Genomic DNA, 18139 nt, shown 5'->3' with positions numbered 1-18139 from the left:
GGGAAGCACTCGGCAATCGTGCTGCTGTCGACGACGCAACCGCTTTGCGGACCGACCACACCGCCCCCTCGGGGCTGCAACCCCTGCGAAGCACCCGGGAGCTGAGGCTGGGTCTTCAGCACGGGCGAAGAAGAACCAGACGCGCCCGCCATGGACGAGCTACTGGTCTTACCGGCCTGACTTGATTTTGATTGGCCTGACTGGCCACTCGACTGGCCAGAACCATTCTGGTTGTTGAGTTCTTTCGCCTCACCGGACTGGCCGGTCTCGGTTTTGCCGGATTCAGATTGACCCTGCTGTGAAGTCTGCTGCAACTCCTGCGATTGCGAGGCAGGCTGCTGCGCCTGAACCTGTTCGGGTTCCGCCGCCGTCGCAGTGGACGGCAACACCATCGCCACACCTACCAACAAGGCGACCAGCGAAGTGAGGCACTTCCTGCCTCTCTTCTTGGGATTCAACGAATTACGTACTTCGTGCACCCAACCATGAAAACGCGACATGCTTCCCTCTTCTTCGTATCTTGCAAGCCACACCTCACCGCTTCAATGTGCCCGGGTTCCACCAAATCTCGGCAACCACGGTATACTCCAGTGAGGCACATGACACTATGATAGACACGTTAGCACAGGATGTCTGACATTTTCAACAATCTGTTTTTTGATTCTCTAGCAACGTATTTTCCGACCTTCATAAAGAAAAATGTGAGCCGCCGATAAAGCCGACGACCCACATTGATATCACCAAGATTCAGACGCGCCTGAAACTACTTTTTCTTCTCATCTTTAGCAACAGGGGGCTTGGGAGCATTGGCCTCGCCAGTGCGGTCACCAATCGTCAGCTTCCAAAGCTTCTCCCACGTGCCGTCGGCCTTGATCTTCTCCAACCAAGCGTCCACGAACTTCTTCGCATCGGTATGCTTGGGCAGGCCGATACCGTATTCCTCCACATCGCCAAACGACTTGCCCGCCCGCCTGAACTCCTTCGGACGACTAGCCACCGCATCGAGCACGATAGGTTCGTCGGTCACATACGCGTCGATTTTCCCGTCCTTGAGAGCCTTGAACATCTCATCGTCGGAACGGTACAGCACACCCTTGGCTTTCTTCGGGACGTCCTTTGTAAACGTTTCGCTGTTGGTCGTATCCGCACGCACGCCGACTTTCTTGCCAGCCAAGTCAGAGACTGCGTCCACACCCTTCGTGTCAGATTTCACGAGAATGCCCTGCCTCACTGTGAGATATGGTTCGGAGAAATCAACCCGCTTGGAACGTGTGGCGTCGATGGAATAGGTGGCAACCACGGCATTGACCGCGCCGTTGCCCAGCATCGCCTCGCGCGAACCTGGGCGTACCGGCGTCACCTCAGCCTTTGGGCTGCCTACGATGTAGCAGGCCAGAAGCTGCGCAAGTCCTGCATCGAAACCACGGACCTTACCGTCGGTCTTGCCTTGCATGCCAAAAACGGCTGAATCGGTGACACCACCATAATGCAATACGCCCTGCTGCTTGATCGTGGACGCCCATTTGTTGGCCTTAACATCTTTTTCGGAAGCCTTCGGACCAGAGGCAACCAGCTGGTCGAAGGCCTTAACATCGAGCGCCTTGCTGGCCACTTTTGTGGGGCCACTGACCTGGACGGAACTTTGCGCGCTACAACCTGCAAGCACCATGCCCACCGCCACAAGCGCCACAACCAAACCAAGCGTCTTCCGCTTCTGCCGCATAGCTGATAACACCATGAAATATCTTCCCCTTGCCTCGTACTTACCGTACTTGTCATTGATTGGTCGTCTATTATCGCTGATTTGTCTGACGCGTTCTGTTCACGAGCCATGACAACCATGATCACAGTCCTGGCAACAGCCCAAACACAATTTGTGTCTCCTTCATCCAAGTTTACACAATAACCTGATAAATTCCTGTGCGATGCCTATCTACTAGCAAGACATTCCGATTAGAAAAAGAGATGCCCGGCGGAGAGAAAGCCGCCGGGCGAGAGAAGAGAGAAGAAGGTTCAATTATGGGATTCAAAGAAGAATCTCGCCAGCTGTTCAACTGCTGACATCTTTAATATAACTACGCCTTCCTTAGAGAAACGATACGCATAACTCAAAGAACTCTGTGAAAATTGTAATGATTTTGTAACGATACGTTGATATTCTCTATTACGGAGGGATCACAGGCTCAAAACCGGCCTTTCAGAGTGCCAACAAAGTCAATGAGGTTGCCGAATCATCACCGCAGCGTCCTATCATGACACAAAACCCTGCCATCCTTTAACTCAATGGCAGGGTTTGTTTATCTCGTAATGAAATACGGCTGGTGGGAAACCATATAACCGCTAAAACACCGCAGAATAATAGCTGGCAGTTATTTACCCTGTTCTTCCTCCGCCAGCTTCTCCTTGGCTTCCTCAAGACGCTTGGCCTCGGCCTCCTTGCGGGCCTGAAGATCAGACTCGAAACGAGCCAGTTCCTCGGCGACGGCTTCCTTTGGAATCTTCTGGAAGATCGGGGACGGCTTCGGCACGGACGTGCCCGAGACGAGAGGTTCGCTCTGCCACGGATGCACGGTGTTGCCGAACTCGTAGTCGCCGGTGATGATCGGATACTTGAAGCCAGGCTTGTCGAGGTCCTCGACCTCTTCAATGCGCGGCAGCGGCGAGAACGTGCCGGTACCGCCGAGCGCCTCCCAGACCTTCTGCGCGGACTGTGGCAGGAACGGGGCGAGCAGATGGTTCGCGTCGCTGACGGCCTGCGCGCAGGTGTGCAGCACGGTGCCGAGGCGCTTCGGGTCGTCCTTGATCTTCCACGGCTCGACCGCGGAGATGTACTTGTTGATGTCGCCGACGACCTTCATGGCGTCGTTCAGGGCGTTCTTCTGGTGATGGTGCTCGATGAGCCCGCCGACCGTGTCAAAGGCGGCGGCCGTCTCCTCAAGCAACGCGCGATCCTCGGCGGTCATGGAATCCTCATCGAGCTCCGGAATCTCACCGAAGTTCTTGTACATGAGGTTGGCCACGCGGTTAACCAGGTTGCCCCAGCTCGCAGCAAGCTCCTCATTGTTGTGGCGCACGAACTCAGACCATGTGAAGTCGGCGTCCGAGGTCTCAGGACCCGCCACGGAAATGTAATACCGAACGGCGTCGACCGGGTAGCGCTCCAGGATGTCCTTGACATAGATGACGATGCCACGCGAGGAGCTGAACTTCTTGCCCTCCATGGTCATGAACTCGCTGGCGACGACCTGCTCGGGCAGGTTGAGCTTGCCGTATTCGCCGGGTTCACCGCCCTTAGAGCCTTCGCCGTTGTAGGCGAGGATCTCGGAGGGCCAGATCTGGGAGTGGAAAGTGATGTTGTCCTTGCCCATGAAGTAGTAGGCCGGGGACTGCGGGTCGTTCCACCAGGCCTTCCACGCGTCCGGGTCGCCCTTGCGGCGGGCCCACTCGATGGAGGCGGACAAGTACCCGATGACCGCGTCAAACCAGACGTAGAGCTTCTTGTTGGGGTTGTCGATCCAGCCGTCGACCGGTACGGGGATGCCCCAGTCGATGTCGCGCGTGATGGCGCGCGGCTTGACCTCCTTGAAGAGGCCAAGCGAGAAGTTGATGACGTTGGTGCGCCAGCCCTTGCGGGTCTTGAGCCATTCGAGATTCGCCTCGGCGAGCGCCGGCAGGTCGAGGAAGAAGTGCTCGGTCTCCTTGAAGTCCGGCGTCTCGCCGTTGATCTTGGAGACGGGGTTGATCAGTTCGTCCGGGTCGAGCTCGTTGCCGCAATTGTCGCACTGATCGCCGCGGGCGCCGTCGGCCCCACAGATCGGGCAGGTGCCCTCGATGTAGCGGTCAGGCAGGGTGCGGCCGGTGGAAGGCGAGATCGCGACTTTCTGCGTACCTTTATATATGTAACCGTTCTTCAGGCACTGCTTGAACAGCTCCTGCACGACATGCTCGTGGTTGCCCGTCGTAGTGCGGGTGAAAAGATCGTAGCTCAAGCCAAGGTCACAGAGATCCTTGGCGATGACGCGGTTGTAGCGGTCGGCCAGCTCCTGCGGGCTCACGCCTTCTTTGTCGGCCTCGACCAAAATCGGGGTGCCATGTTCGTCGGTGCCCGAGACCATCAGGACATCGTTGCCCTTCATGCGTTCATAGCGCGCGTACACGTCGGACGGCACGCCGAAACCGGCCACGTGGCCGATGTGGCGTGGGCCGTTCGCGTACGGCCATGCAACGTTCACCAAAATATGAGTCATAACTACCGATTATTGGGCCCAGCGGGGACAGCAAGCACACGTTTTGTATAGCTTGCCGGCGTAACCGAGGCAATCAGCGGCGTCGAAACACTTGTTAACCGTGTCGTCCACATTTTCCGTGACGCGATCGCCGGTTATGCACATATCCACTTTTCGGATTTTCCGATTTGCCAGCGCCGTGATGACCTATCTATATTGCGAAGCATGAACACTACGACAATGACCACACGGCACACCAACCATTCCAACCTCCGCGACATCGAAAACGAAGACGGATACCTCGGCACCGGCCGGCCGCCACCAGCGAACTATTCCGCACCGACGTCCATGCCGATGCTGATGAGCAACCGCGACCTGCCAGGACCTTTGAGCATGAACCGGCTCGATGATTTCGGCGCGGTGCACCGCCTCGACGACCTCAACGCCTATCTCGCGGAATATTCGGACACGCTTTTCGGCAGGGGCGTCATCATGACCAAGGTCGTGCCGCGGCCTTGCATCGCCTGCGGCCGCAGTGCGCTGTGGGTGTGGATGGGCGGCGCATTCCCCGACGTCATCGACATCATCTCGGGCTCGCATTACCGCTCGATGGTCTACGGCCGGGCCATCAAGACCTACGACCGCAGGGTGCCGGCCGGGCAGATGAGCGCCATCGGCGGGCTCAAACTGACCTCGCCGACCAGGACGGTGTGTGACATCGCGCTGATGGATGGGCGCACGATACCCGGCAAACGGCGGACGGAACTGGCCTACGCGATGATACAGGAATACCACATCGATCCGGCGGATTGCCTGAAAATCCTCGACGAGAACCGTTTCTGGCCGAACACCGCGCAGGCGCGGCAATTCTTCAAGGCGGTGGAATACTGCCTTTAGACCGTTTTGAATCGCCTCTCAATAATGCTTGCGAAACAGGCCGAAGAAAGGGAGAAACACAGATGAGAACCGGCCTCGTACAGATCTCGATTAAGCCCAGCAATGCAACTTAGCAGGCAGGAGACTATCATGGAACAATCACGCTCACGCCCAACGGACGGGCCGTAGCGCGCGTTGAAAGGACGGGTTTGCCATGTCAACACCAGCCAATCAGGGTCAAAACCACGATGCTGGGGATCCAGGACGCACCTCACATGGTGTGCATCCGATAGCGAGCGTCAAACATGCGATGCATATCGGAACGGGTTCGACGCAGGGCAAATCCGGGCAGGGCTCGCCGGCGGGTGGGTCAGCCGAGCCGCAGATGCAGAAAATCCACATGCGCCGCCAGTTCCTGCGCGAGAAGGACATCACCGTCGTCCAGGAGAAGACGCTGAAACAGGCCATCGCCGGCACCGTGGTCGGCAATTTCATGGAATGGTACGATTTCGGTATTTACGGCTACCTTGCGGTGACTATGGCGAGCGTCTTCACCAGCGGGTTGCCGAAAAGCATGAGCCTGATCGTAATGCTCTTGGGCTTTGCCGTGAGCTTCCTCGTCCGGCCTTTGGGCGGGATAATTTTGGGTCCGCTCGGCGACCGCGTGGGGCGGCAGAAAGTGCTGTTCCTGACAATGGGCATGATGGTGGTCTCCACTGCGCTCATCGGCATTTTGCCGACCAGCAAGCAGATCGGCGTCTGGGCCATCGTGCCGCTGTACGCGCTGCAGATGGTGCAGGGCTTCTCGACCGGCGGCGAATACTCTGGCGCGACCACCTACATCTCCGAATTCTCACCCGACCGCAAGCGTGGCTTCTACAGCGCCTGGCTTGACATGGGCTCCTACATCGGCTCGGCCTTCGGCGCCGCGATGGTGGCCATCACCACGACCATCGCCGAAAACGGCTGGGGCGCGAACGCCATGGTCAACGGCGGCTGGCGCATTCCTTATCTTCTCACCATTCCGTTGGGCATTCTGGCAATGGCGCTTCGTACGCATATCCCCGAAACCCCGCAGTTCGCGGCGCATCAGGAACGCCAGCAGGAAGAACAGGAGCATTGGTCGCACGAGGCACAGGAGGCCGCGTGGAGGCAGGAATCGCCTTGGGACCGCCCCGGCACGATGCTCTACGTCATCAAGCGCCATTGGCGCCGTCTCTTGATTGCCGTGGCCATTGTCGCGGCCACCAACACCGCCGGTTACGTGCTCACCAGCTACATGCCGACCTACCTTCGTGAGGAAGTCGGCACAACCCCAACCATGGCCGCTGCCGCAACGGTGCCGGTGCTCATCATCATGGCGCTCTGCTTGCCACTGATCGGCCATCTTTCCGACATCATCGGCCGCAAGCCGATTTACGGCATCGCTGTGGTTTCGACCTTCGTCTTGGTTTACCCGGCCTTCCAGCTGCTTCACCACGGCACGTTCTGGTCCATCCAAGGCGCACTTGCCATGATCGCCGTCCCCGTGGCCTTCTACGCGGGCGTCTCCGCAAGCACACTGCCGGCGCTCTTCCCGACCGAATCGCGCTTCTCCGGCATGGGGCTTTCCTATAACTTCGCGGTTTCGCTCTTCGGCGGCACCACGCCGTTGGTCTCGCAGGCGCTGATCACCTTCACCGGCAACCATGACGCCCCCGGCTTCTACATCATGTTCTTCGCCATTTTCAGCGGCATCGCCTGCATTGTAATGCGCGAATCCTCCAAGTCCCCGCTGCCCGGCTCCATGCCGACGGTGGGCAGTGAGGAAGAGGCGCGCGAGCTCGTGCTGACGCAGGAACAGAACCCGAACCTCGACACCAGCACCATGCCGATGCCGATGATCACGGTGGAAATCCCTGTCGGTCAAACGCTCCCCCAGCGTCCGGAAAACATCAAGCCGGTTATCCACGATGACAAGGGAACCAAGGAATCGGACTCGAAATCAGACTCAGACAAACCGGCCGAAGCGACCGAATCCCCGTCAGATAAATCCTCAAACGACGATTCGAAAAACGACAAGGCATAAAGCCTCATACCCAAGCCGTCGTTCCTGAACTACCATTAACTTGACACTTAACCGAACACCTACTGAACAATGTGGTCAGTTAAGTGTCAAGTTAATGGGAAATTCAAAACGATAACCATTGACGGAAACGAAGAAGCCGTTTATTGCGAATTACCACGCAATAAACGGCTTCTCGTTATGCAAAGCACCATGGCCTCAAACCGAGCCAAACGGCAAGTAGCTTAGCGGACTGACGCATGCTTTGGGCTCGATAAAAACCGACGGCTGCAGACGCTCACGCCACCAACGTCGAGAACTGGCTGTTGTAGAGGTCGGCGTAGAAGCCGCCCTTCGCAAGCAGCTCGTCGTGGGTGCCGCGCTCGACGATGTCGCCGTGGTTCATCACCAGAATCATGTCAGCGTCCTTGATGGTCGAGAGGCGGTGCGCAATCACGAAGCTCGTGCGGCCCACAGTCAGGTCGTCCATCGCCTTCTGGATCAGCTCCTCGGTGCGGGTGTCGACCGACGAGGTGGCCTCATCCAGGATCAGGATCGGCGCGTCCTGCACCATCGCGCGGGCGATTGTCAGCAACTGGCGCTGACCTTGCGAAAGCGAGGAATTGTCGTCAAGCACGGTGTCGTAGCCCTGCGGCAGCGAGCGCACGTAATGGTCAAGCCCGACGGCCTTGCACGCGTCCTCGATCTGCTGATCGGTGACGCCCTTCTTGGAATACGCGACATTCTCCTTGACCGTGCCACGGAACACCCACGTGTCCTGCAAGACCATCGAGAACTGGTCGTGCACGTTGGAGCGCGGAACCGTGGAGGTATCGATGCCGTCGATGTACATGGCTCCACCGTCGATGTCGTAGAAGCGCATCAACAAATTGACCATGGTGGACTTGCCTGCACCGGTCGGGCCGACGATGGCGACCTTCTGGCCGGCCTTGACGGACGCGGAGAAGTCGTGGATGATCGGTTTGCCGGGCTCGTAGCCGAAGCTGACGTCCTTGAACTCGACATCGCCACGCACACGGGTGGGTTTGCCGGTCTTCGGGTCGCGGCCGAGCAGCGCGGGCTTCCTGCTCTCGTCGCTCATCTCGGGCTCCTCAAGGAAGCCGAAGACACGCTCGGACGCTGCAGCGCAACGCTGCAGGTTCTGGAAGGCCTGTGCGAACTGGGAAAGCGGCTGGGTGAAGAGGCGGACGTACATCATGAAGGCCACGATGACGCCGAACTCGATCTTGCCGTTGATGGCGAGCGCGCCACCGACGATGCAGACCGCGACGAAGCTCAGGTTGCCGACCATGTTCATCATCGGGTTCATGAGGCCCGAGAGGAACTGGCTCTTCCACGCGGAATCATAGAGGTCGTTGTTGTACTTCTCGAAGCGGCGGATGGAGTCGGCCTCGCCGTTGTAGGCCTTGACGACGATATGGCCGGAGTACATCTCCTCGACGTGGCCGTTGACGTCGCCGAGCGCGATCTGCTGGCGGGCGAAGTACTTCTGCGAGAAGTGCATGATGGTCATCATGATGACCACGCCCAAGACGGAAATCCCGATCGCGCACAGCGTCATGATGACGTTGTTGTAGAACATCATGATCAGCGACCCGATGAACAGCGTGGTCGAAGTGATCAGCATGCCCAGCGACTGGCCCAGGGTCTGGCCGATGGCGTCGACGTCGTTTGTAATACGTGAAAGCACATCGCCATAGCTGGTGTGGTCGAAGTACTTGAGCGGCAGCTTGTTGATCTTGTCGGAGATCGACTTGCGCAGGTTCTGGCCGATGCGCTGGGTGACGGTGGCCATCATCCAGTGCTGCGCGTAGCCGAGGATGGCATAGCCGGCGTAGAGGCCGACCAGCAGCCATGCGATGCGCGTGACCTCGCCCATATCGACCGCACCCATCACGGGCTTGCCGTGCACCAGGGCGGGCAGGCCTTTGGCGATGGCGTTGGTCATGTTCTTCAGTTGGTCCGGCCCGATGATCTGGCAGATGGTGCCGGCCGCGCCCAAGATGAGCGCGATGACGATGACGGGCAGGTATTTGCGGCAGTAACGCACCAGTTTGAGCATCACTCCGCCGAAATCGGCCGGCTTCTCGACCGGTCCCCTCATTCTTGGCATTTTGGCTACTTTCCTATTGATTTTTACGTTTTCTTTTGCCCCGACCGCCGCACCGAACTCTTTCCGGCGGCGGGTTAGAGGCACTATCTTCAGGTTCCTGCCCCTAACCCTTGTCGAACAATCCGCTCCTGTTGGGTTAGAGGCACAAACCCGGCTTCCTGCCCCTAACCCAGCGACAACGCTCGGTTCGCGTTGGGTTAGAGGCAGTTTCGGCTTTTATGCGGCCAGCTCGTCGGGACTCAGCTGGGACTCGGCGATCTCCTTGTAGACCTTGCAGGTCTTGAGCAGTTCCTTGTGTGTTCCCTCGCCCACGACCTTGCCGTCGTCGAGCACGACGATGGTGTCGGCGTCCATGATGGTGCCGACGCGCTGGGCGACGATGAGCTTGGTGGAATCGGCGGCGTCCTTCTTCAAGGCGTCACGCACCGCACGGTCGGTTTTGAAATCGAGCGCGCTGAACGAGTCGTCGAAGATCATGATTTCGGGGTGGCGATAAACGGCGCGGGCGATGGAAAGCCGCTGCTTCTGACCACCGGAGACGTTGGAACCGCTTTGCGCGATGGGCGCCTCGTACTCGCCGTCCATGCGCTCCACAAATTCGTCGGCCTGCGCGACCTCGCTCGCCGCACGGACGTTGGCCTTCTGTTCGGGCGTCAGTTCGTCGCGCTTGTCTTCGCCTTCGATGAGCGCCAGTTCGCGCTTGCGGCCTTTGGCGGTGGAGGTGTCGGCGATCTCGACGGTTTCGGCATCGCCGGGCCGGTCGCCGTAGCTCACGTTGGACGCCACGGTGCCTTTGAACATCACGGACTGTTGCGGCACGTAACCGATCTTGTCGCGCAGATCCTTGATGTCGTAGTCCTTGACGTTCACGCCGTCCACCAAAACCTCGCCTTCGGTGGTGTCATAGAAACGCGGCACAAGGTTCACGAGCGTGGACTTGCCGGAACCGGTGGAACCGATGAAAGCGACGGTCTGACCCTTCTTGGCGGTAAAGCTGATGTCTTTGAGCATTTCGTCGCGGGTGCCCGGGTAGGCGAAACCGACGTTGCGGAACTCGACGGTGCCGGTCTCGCCGGGCTTGCCGTCCTTCAACGTTCCGGACTTGACGGACGGCTCGGTATCAAGCACTTCCATCACACGCTGCGCGGAGACGTCGGCACGCGGCCAAAGCACGAAGACCATGCTCAGAAGCAGGAACGCCATGATGACCTGCATCGCGTAGCTGGAGAAGACGACCATGTTCGAGAAGTCGGTGAGTTTGGTGGCCGGAAGCGCCGCGTCCTTGATGAGGTAGGCGCCGATCCAGTAGATCGCCAGGCCGAGGCCGTTCATCACGCTGGACATGACCGGGTTCATCGCGGCCATCGCGCGGGTGGTGAAGAGCTGGGTATTGGTCAAATCGTCGTTGACCTTGGCGAACTTGTTTTCCTGATAATCCTCGGCGTTGTAGGCGCGCACGACGCGCAAACCGGTCAGGTTCTCGCGGGCGACGGCGTTGATGTTGTCGGTCAAGCGCTGCATCGAACGGAACTTCGGCATCACCATGATCATGATGACGATGACGAAGACCAGCATGATCACCGTGGCGACGGCCGTGGCGACCGTCCACTCGAAGCCTTTGCCGGCAATCTTGCAAATTGCCCAGACTGCCATGATCGGCGCGCGGAAGATCAGCAGCACGCCCATGGTGATGAACATCTGGATCTGCGTGATGTCGTTGGTGGAGCGGGTGATCAGCGAGGCCGTGGAGAACTTGCTCATCTCGGCAGGCCCGAAGGATTCGACCTTGCGGAACTCAAGCGAGCGCAGGCGTTGGCTGAACGAGGCGCCGATACGGGCCATGAGGTATCCGACGGCGATGGCGCAGAGCACCGAGCCCAGAGAAACGAGCAGCATCTTGCCGCCCTCTTTCCAGATGTCGACCATCTTGCTGCCCGGCGTCTCGACCAGCGCCGTCACCTTGGACATATAGTCCGGCAGCTTCAGGTCGAAAAAGACCTGCCCCGCGATGAACGCAAGGCTCAGCAGCATCTGCCCGATCTCCGTTTTGGAGAGATATTTGCTGATGCGAAGCATGAATCCCCTTCCGTATTGTTGTTGGCCCCGGATTCGTAATTACCGAGCACCCTTAATGGTTAACGATGTTAAATATTTTATTGACGAGAAGTACAATACTCGCGGACGCTGGGTTGCGTCTGTTTTTCACCCAACGCGTAGGAAGTCTGCGAGAACGAGTGTCCGTTTTCTAGCATCCACGCCGCACTATGCAAGAAAACGGCCACTGACAACTTCTAAGCGTCCGGTTTCTGGCTTCCACGTCACGTTAAGCAAGAAAACGCCCACTACCGACCCGCAAGCGGCCGTTTTCTTGCATCCAGCCCAGCTTAAGCAAGAAAACGGCCACTAAGAGCCGCTAAATGGCTTGTTCCTTGTACCCCTATTCAATAATGCAAGAAAACGGCCATTCACCCATCAGTCTGGGCGGAAGAAGCCTTGGTCCGCTTGTCATTTTGCTCGCGCTTGGCGGCGAAGGCGGCGTTGACCTCTTCGGCGGTGGGCCTGGGGGCACCGGGCTTGCACACCGACATATAGGTCATGAATTCCTGCGAAAGGTCGACGAACTCGCGGGTGCGGCGCTCCCCCATCTGCGAGAAGATCCAGCGCACGACCGAATCGATGTCATCGCGGTCGCGCTTGGCCTGCTTAGTGCCCTTCGGCGTCAGTGAAACAAGGATATTGCGACGGTCATGATCGTCGATTTCCCGTGTGACATAGCCCTTTTTCTCCATGGAGCCGAGCAGGGCGGAGATCCTGCCTGAGCTGGCATGCAACGCTTCGGCCAGACGCGACGGGGTCTGCGTGCCGTGCTTGAGCAGGTGCCGCAGCACGAACGGTTCGCCCTTGCCCGCGCCCTCGACCTGATGCCACATGGCCGATTTGTTGCCGTGCACCTCGTCACGCAGCGTTTGCAGCGCCTCTTGTTCAAATCCCATGTCCCCTCCTCGATCGACCAGCTAACCGGGTAGCCAATCAGTCAACTATTAAATAGTCTAACACCAGAAATAGTGAACCCCGTAAATATTTCACAAATATGAAAACCATCAACACTTAATTGACATGCGCCATACGCAAACAAATAAATAAAAACCATCCGCAGCGCAGGCAACGGATGGAGGAAACCAAACCTTAGTCGTAAATAAGCACGAAAACCGATACAGTCAAAGAGAACGAATCAGGCTTTCACGCCCTGATTCGGACGGAGATTGGAGTGATGACGCTTGAGATATTCCCCAACTGCCTCACGAATAAGTACGGAGGTCCGGACGTTTTCGTCAGCCGCGCTCGAGATTACCCAATCAGCAAGCTCCGATGTTGCACGTACGCACCATGTACGCTCCTGAAGCTGACGCCCGCCATGTTGCGCCTTTACTGCCTTAGCCATTTCCTACCTCCGTAATATATATGGATTACCTGTGTTACAGGCTAATACATCGTATCACTTTACTAGGAAAAAATTAGAAAAATGCCCAATTTATTCCCGATAAAGAATCCAGTCCACAACACACCATGATATGGGATTTTGATACATACCAACATTTCTTAAGGTAATACAGGATTCCAGTTTGTCAATCCCAATTGCCGCGTTTCGTGGTATTTTTCACATTTTATTTTTGCTTAGAATCAATGTTTTACATTCTCAGAACAGAATTAACGTCAAACATTTTATGTTTACAGGCAAATGTATAAAATAGAATAAAAGACCTTGTATTCAACGTTTAAAGTTAATGCAATAAAACAGATAATTATATCCGTTTAACAGTAATGATTTATATCCATTTTAGTTTAACAGTTCAACCGATTCTTTGCCGCGGTAATGAATCAGGCTGTAGCCGCCGAAGAGGCCCAGCCAAACGAGGCCGGCAACGGCGGAACCGCGCGTATCGGCGGAGAGGAACAGCGTCACATAGATGAACACGAAGAAGATGATCGTCAGGGTGTTCGTGAACTTGTAGGCCGGCATCACGAAGCCGTCCGCGTCGAAATCGGCGGACTGGCGGTAGCGCTGGTGGGCGATCATCGTCAAGATGTAGACGAAGATGATCACGGCGCTGGAGGCCGAGGAGAAAAGCACGAAGACGTTGGAGATCTTGGGAATCGCGTTGATGACCGGCGACAGGAGGATGAAGCAGGCGGAGACCATGATGGCGCGCGCCGGGACCCTGCGCTTCGAAACGACGCTGAGCTTGCGCAACGTGGGCGAGGTGGAGACCTCGGAGAGTTGCAGAAGGTGGCGGCCCGAGGAATAAAGCAGGGAGTTGAGCGCGGAGGACGCGGCGGTGATGACCACGAAGAAGACGAGCGCCGAAGCCCAATTGAGGCCCGCGTACTGGAAGACCATGATGAACGGGGAGGCGAAGGAGCCGTCCTTGTTCGGCTTGAACGTGCGCCACGGGACGATGAGCATGATGGCGACGAGCGCGCCGACGTAGAAGATCAGGATTCGCATGATGATCTCGTTGATCGCCTTGGGGAGCACCTTGCGCGGGTTCTTGGTCTCGGAGACCGTGACGCCCACGAACTCAATCATCTCATAGGCGAAGAAGACCATCTGGAAGCTCATCAAGAAAGCCATCCAGCCGTTCGGGGCCATCGAAAGCCCGTTGAAGATGTTGTCGAACCCGGCGTGGCCAGCGGGGCTGATATGGTCGACGCCGTGGATCTGCACGGCCGGATAATGGTAGCCGATGACGACCATGACGACGGCCGTGACGATGAGGCCGACGATCAGCGTAATCTTGATCATCGAGAACCAGAATTCCGTCTCGCCGAACGCCTTCACGGCGATGAGGTTGATGACCGCGAGCGCCACGAGGAAGCAGACCTCGATGAGCGGCTGCCACTTGCGCAGGTCGAAACCGAAGGTGTCGAAGAACGTGACGAAATACGTACCGACCGCGGTGAGCTCGCTCAGGCCCATGAGGATGAGGACGATCCAGTAGGTCCAGCCCGCGAAATGGCCCCAGCCGGCGCCGAGATAGCGGCCGATGAAATTGATGAAGGTGTGCTGGTCCGGATCGCGATACATCAGCTCGCCGATGGCGCGCATCAGCAGAAACATCATGATGCCGACGAGGATGTAGACCAGGATGATGCTGGGGCCCGTCAGCGCGATCGACTTGCCGGAGCCGAGGAAAAGGCCAGTGCCGATGGTGCCGCCGATGGCGATGAACTGGACGTGCCTGTTGGTCAGGCCGCGTTCGAGCTGGTTGGTCTTCTCACCGACGCTGCCACTGCCGCTGCCGCCGGAAGTCATTGGGGCGTTTTCGCTTTTGTCCTCTGCAGTCATTTCATCCCTTCGCATGAACATGCTTACTTACGCAATAGTGAATACACTACGCCGCAGTAGATGACATCAACGTTTCATATTCGGTTTTCGAGACGTTCATCACAAGAAAATCGCACAACGGCGGCGCGGAACCAAACATCGAGAGGGCGACCTATGCTTCACATCGGCGGTGGGAGAAGGGGAATCCTCCATCGGTCCGGTGCGCAACGCAGGTTTCGGCTCCTTTCGCGCGGCCAAGACTTGCGCAGCCAAAACGACATATAAATATAAATATATAGGACATACACGAGCAGGGAATCCCGTGAAAGAGGAGCGCCACATGACCAGCGAGTCGGGCACGGCAAGAAATAACGCTATGAGCGACGAAAACAAAGCGCCGAATCGACACACCGGCATGGGCGCCGGCAACCACGTCGACGGCATTTCGATGACGGAAGCGCCTCAACCCTCGACGGCAGCAACAGCATGAGCAACGACAATATTCCCGGCGGCAACAGCAAAACCGACGAATCCAAGGGACACGGCGGCAACCACGTCGTCCGCAAGCTCAAGACGCGCCATATCTCGATGATCGCGTTGGGCGGGTGCATCGGCACCGGCCTGTTCATGACCTCCGGCGGCACCATCGCCAAAGCCGGGCCGGGCGGCGGACTCGTGGCCTACGCGGCCATGGGCATCATGATCTACTTCCTGATGACCAGCCTCGGCGAGCTCGCCACCAACATGCCGGTCTCCGGCTCGTTCTCGGTGTATAGCTCCAAATACGTCGACCCCGCGCTGGGCTTCGCGATGGGCTGGGACTATTGGCTTAACTGGGCCATCGCCGGCGCCACTGACATCTCGACCGCAGCGCTCCTGATGCAGTACTGGTTCCCGAAATCGCCGGGCTGGGTGTGGAGCCTGACCATGCTCGTCATCATCTTCTGCCTCAACGCCTTCGTGGTCTCCGCGTTCGGCGAGACGGAATTCTGGCTGGCGCTGATCAAGGTGGTCACCATCGTCATCTTCGTCGTCATCGGCCTGATGATGATTTGCGGCATCATGTTCCAGCCGGCCATCGGCTTCAAGAACTTCACCTACAAAGGCGGGCCGTTCATCGGCGGCTTCCCCGCGATCATGGCGGTCTTCCTCATCGCCGGCTACTCGTTCCAAGGCACGGAGGTCGTGGGCGTCACCGCCGGCGAATCCGAAAACCCAAGTCAGGCGGTGCCGAAGGCCATCAACAACGTCTTCTGGCGCATCGTCCTTTTCTATCTCTTGTCAATTTTCGTCATCGCGGCGATCATCCCTTACACCGACCCGCATCTACTCGGCGTCTCCGACACGAACGTGGCGATGTCACCGTTCACCATCGTCTTCGAAAAGGCCGGACTGGCCGGAGCCGCAAGCGTGATGAACGCCGTGGTGCTGACCTCGATTTTGTCCGCCGTCAACACTGGCGCCTACGCCTCAAGCCGCATGCTTTACGGCATGGCGAAGGACGATTACGCCCCGAAGTTCCTTGGAACAACCACCAAACGCGGCGTACCGCTTGCGGCGCTGATCACGACACTTTGCATCGAGGCGCTTGCCTTCTCATCGAGCATTTTTGGCCCGAAGTTCTACATGTGGCTGGTCACCGCGACCGGCCTGACGGGCTTCATCTCGTGGATCGGCATCGCGCTGAGCCACCTCCGCTTCCGCCGCGCGTTCAAGCTGCAAGGCCACAAACTCTCGGAATTGAAGTACCACGCCAAGCTCTTCCCGCTCGGCCCGGTCCTTGCCATCGTGCTCTGCCTGGTCGTGATCTGCGGGCAGGATATCCCCGCCTTCGCCTCCGGCGACTGGAGCGAAATCCTGATGACCTACTTCAGCGTCCTCCTCGTTGCCATCCTCTATTTCGGCTACAAATTCACCCACCATACCCACATCGTCAAGCTAACTGACATGGACGTCTCCTCCGCCCGCCCCGAAGTCCTGAAACAGCAGAAGGCACAGGCGGCCGCAAGCAAGTAACCGTCCATCTACTGGTGAATATCGATAATCGACTGATCCCTTAGCAGCCCGGTCGCGAAAGTTCTGTCAGTCTGCTGACAATTCCAGTTCAAAATCAAAAGTTCTGTCAACAGACTGACAACTCTCTGACTTTTCTACTAAAGTTGTCAATAGACTGACAAAACTTTCAATTTCCTGCTAAAGTTATCAATAGACTGACAGGTTTGGAGCAAGAAATGATTGATCGTCCCTATTATTTGGATTGGCTGGAACGCTGGCGCGACAAGGAGCCCATCAAAGTGGTGACTGGCATGCGGCGCAGCGGCAAGTCGAAAATACTTGAAATCTTCCGCGACTGTCTCACGAGCGAAGGCACCAATGCTAAAAACATCATCGCCATCAACTTCGAAAACCTTGACGAAAGCTATCCGACCGAAGCCAAGCCGCTTTACGATTACATTGTCAAGCGTCTGCAACCCGGTCAAAACTACATATTCTTGGACGAAATCCAACACGTCGAACATTTTGAGCAAGCTGTCGACGCACTGTATATCCGCAAAGATACCGACACCTATATCACCGGTTCAAACGCCAAACTGCTTTCCAGCGAACTAGCGACGCTATTGACCGGCCGCTACGTCGAACTCAATATGTTCCCACTTTCGTTCGCGGAATACCGCAGCACAAGGCCGGAATCGGAGACCGCCGACCAGTCGTTCGAACGCTACCTCACCTACGGCGGCCTGCCGTACACGACCTATCTCGACGACGAACAAAGCATCACCGACTACCTCGGGGGCGTGTTCAACACAATCCTCGTTAAAGACATAGCGGTCCGCCATCCGAAAATCGATATGCCAGCCTTCAATGAAGTCGCGGCATTCCTAGCCGACAACGTTGGCAATATCACCTCCGTCAAAGGCATCGCGGACACCATGAAACAGGAGCATACCGGCATCTCCCCCAACACAGTCCGCGAGTATATATCTGCGTTGTGCGAAAACTACCTGCTCTTCAGCGCCAACCGGTATGACATCAAAGGCAAAGCTTATATGAAAATGCTTGAGAAATACTACTTAGGCGACCCAGGTTTCAGATTCTGGTTCCTCGGCAAATCAAGCGGCGACATCGGTCATCGCATCGAAAACGTGGTTTACCTTGAACTTCTGCGACGTTATCGGACCGTTTCCATCGGGAAAATCGGAACCAAGGAGATTGACTTTTGCGCTAACGATGCCGACGGAGTCCACTATTTCCAAGTCTCACAAACCGTACTTGATAGCGCAACCTTGAACCGTGAACTCGCGCCGTTGCAAGGTATTGACGACAACCACCCTAAAACCCTGCTCACTCTGGATCGCATCGGCAACGGCGACCATGACGGCATCAAGCAGGAGAACCTGCTCGACTGGTTGCTTGAAAAATAACCTCATCATCAATGGGATTCGGTAATCCAATGCCGACGACGAACCAAAGAACAAGACAAATCTGAAGCCAAAACAGCTTTCCATAAAACGGTCATTCCCGATACGAACGCA

At 57.1% G+C, this 18139-nt stretch carries 11 protein-coding genes; 5 read left to right on the top strand and 6 right to left on the bottom strand.

Annotated features, from left to right (window positions below):
* Positions 1-763: 763 nt before the first annotated feature.
* Together OZX73_RS00945 and metG are read right to left on the bottom strand one after the other, a co-directional pair.
* Positions 764-1738: a transporter substrate-binding domain-containing protein gene (locus OZX73_RS00945; protein ID WP_277149787.1), complete on the bottom strand. Its 975-nt coding sequence runs from the start codon at positions 1736-1738 to the stop codon at positions 764-766.
* Between the two features lie 631 nt (positions 1739-2369).
* A complete protein-coding gene (gene metG, locus OZX73_RS00940; RefSeq protein ID WP_277149785.1) occupies positions 2370-4247 on the bottom strand; it encodes a methionine--tRNA ligase in 1878 nt (625 codons plus the stop codon).
* Between the two features lie 204 nt (positions 4248-4451).
* Between metG and OZX73_RS00935 the strand changes: the two genes are divergently transcribed.
* Positions 4452-5123, top strand: a complete 672-nt coding sequence (locus OZX73_RS00935; RefSeq protein WP_277149782.1) for a hypothetical protein — start codon at positions 4452-4454, stop codon at positions 5121-5123.
* A gap of 289 nt (positions 5124-5412) precedes the next feature.
* The gene (locus OZX73_RS00930; protein ID WP_277149780.1) at positions 5413-7170 is read left to right on the top strand and encodes an MFS transporter; all 1758 of its coding nucleotides are present in this window, start codon (positions 5413-5415) and stop codon (positions 7168-7170) included.
* Positions 7171-7444: 274 nt separating this feature from the next.
* Here the strand turns inward: OZX73_RS00930 and OZX73_RS00925 are convergent, their stop codons facing one another.
* From OZX73_RS00925 to OZX73_RS00910, 4 genes are all read right to left on the bottom strand, one after another.
* The gene (locus tag OZX73_RS00925) at positions 7445-9280 is read right to left on the bottom strand and encodes an ABC transporter ATP-binding protein (RefSeq protein WP_277149779.1); all 1836 of its coding nucleotides are present in this window, start codon (positions 9278-9280) and stop codon (positions 7445-7447) included.
* A gap of 216 nt (positions 9281-9496) precedes the next feature.
* Positions 9497-11356 (bottom strand): ABC transporter ATP-binding protein, encoded by a 1860-nt coding sequence (locus OZX73_RS00920; RefSeq protein WP_277149777.1) that lies wholly within the window; start codon positions 11354-11356, stop codon positions 9497-9499.
* A 389-nt stretch (positions 11357-11745) separates the two neighbouring features.
* On the bottom strand, positions 11746-12273 hold the full coding sequence (locus tag OZX73_RS00915) for a MarR family winged helix-turn-helix transcriptional regulator (RefSeq protein ID WP_277149775.1): 528 nt from the start codon (positions 12271-12273) through the stop codon (positions 11746-11748).
* Positions 12274-13118: 845 nt separating this feature from the next.
* The gene (locus OZX73_RS00910) at positions 13119-14594 is read right to left on the bottom strand and encodes an amino acid permease (protein ID WP_277150868.1); all 1476 of its coding nucleotides are present in this window, start codon (positions 14592-14594) and stop codon (positions 13119-13121) included.
* Between the two features lie 352 nt (positions 14595-14946).
* On the opposite strand from OZX73_RS00910, the gene OZX73_RS00905 reads away from it, so the two are divergent.
* From OZX73_RS00905 to OZX73_RS00895, 3 genes are all read left to right on the top strand, one after another.
* Positions 14947-15096 (top strand): hypothetical protein, encoded by a 150-nt coding sequence (locus OZX73_RS00905; RefSeq protein ID WP_277149772.1) that lies wholly within the window; start codon positions 14947-14949, stop codon positions 15094-15096.
* Positions 15093-16622, top strand: coding sequence for an amino acid permease (locus tag OZX73_RS00900; protein ID WP_277149770.1), 1530 nt, complete (start codon positions 15093-15095; stop codon positions 16620-16622). Before OZX73_RS00905 ends, OZX73_RS00900 begins: the two co-directional genes overlap by 4 nt.
* Before the next feature lie 215 nt (positions 16623-16837).
* Complete coding sequence (locus OZX73_RS00895) at positions 16838-18028, top strand: ATP-binding protein (RefSeq protein ID WP_277149768.1); 1191 nt, start codon at positions 16838-16840, stop codon at positions 18026-18028.
* The last annotated feature ends 111 nt before the right edge of the window (positions 18029-18139 follow it).

It is taken from the genome of Bifidobacterium sp. ESL0775, assembly GCF_029395475.1.
Lineage (GTDB): Bacteria > Actinomycetota > Actinomycetes > Actinomycetales > Bifidobacteriaceae > Bifidobacterium.
Note: the sequence above shows the minus strand (reverse complement) of the source record. Positions and strands in the feature narration are given on the sequence as shown.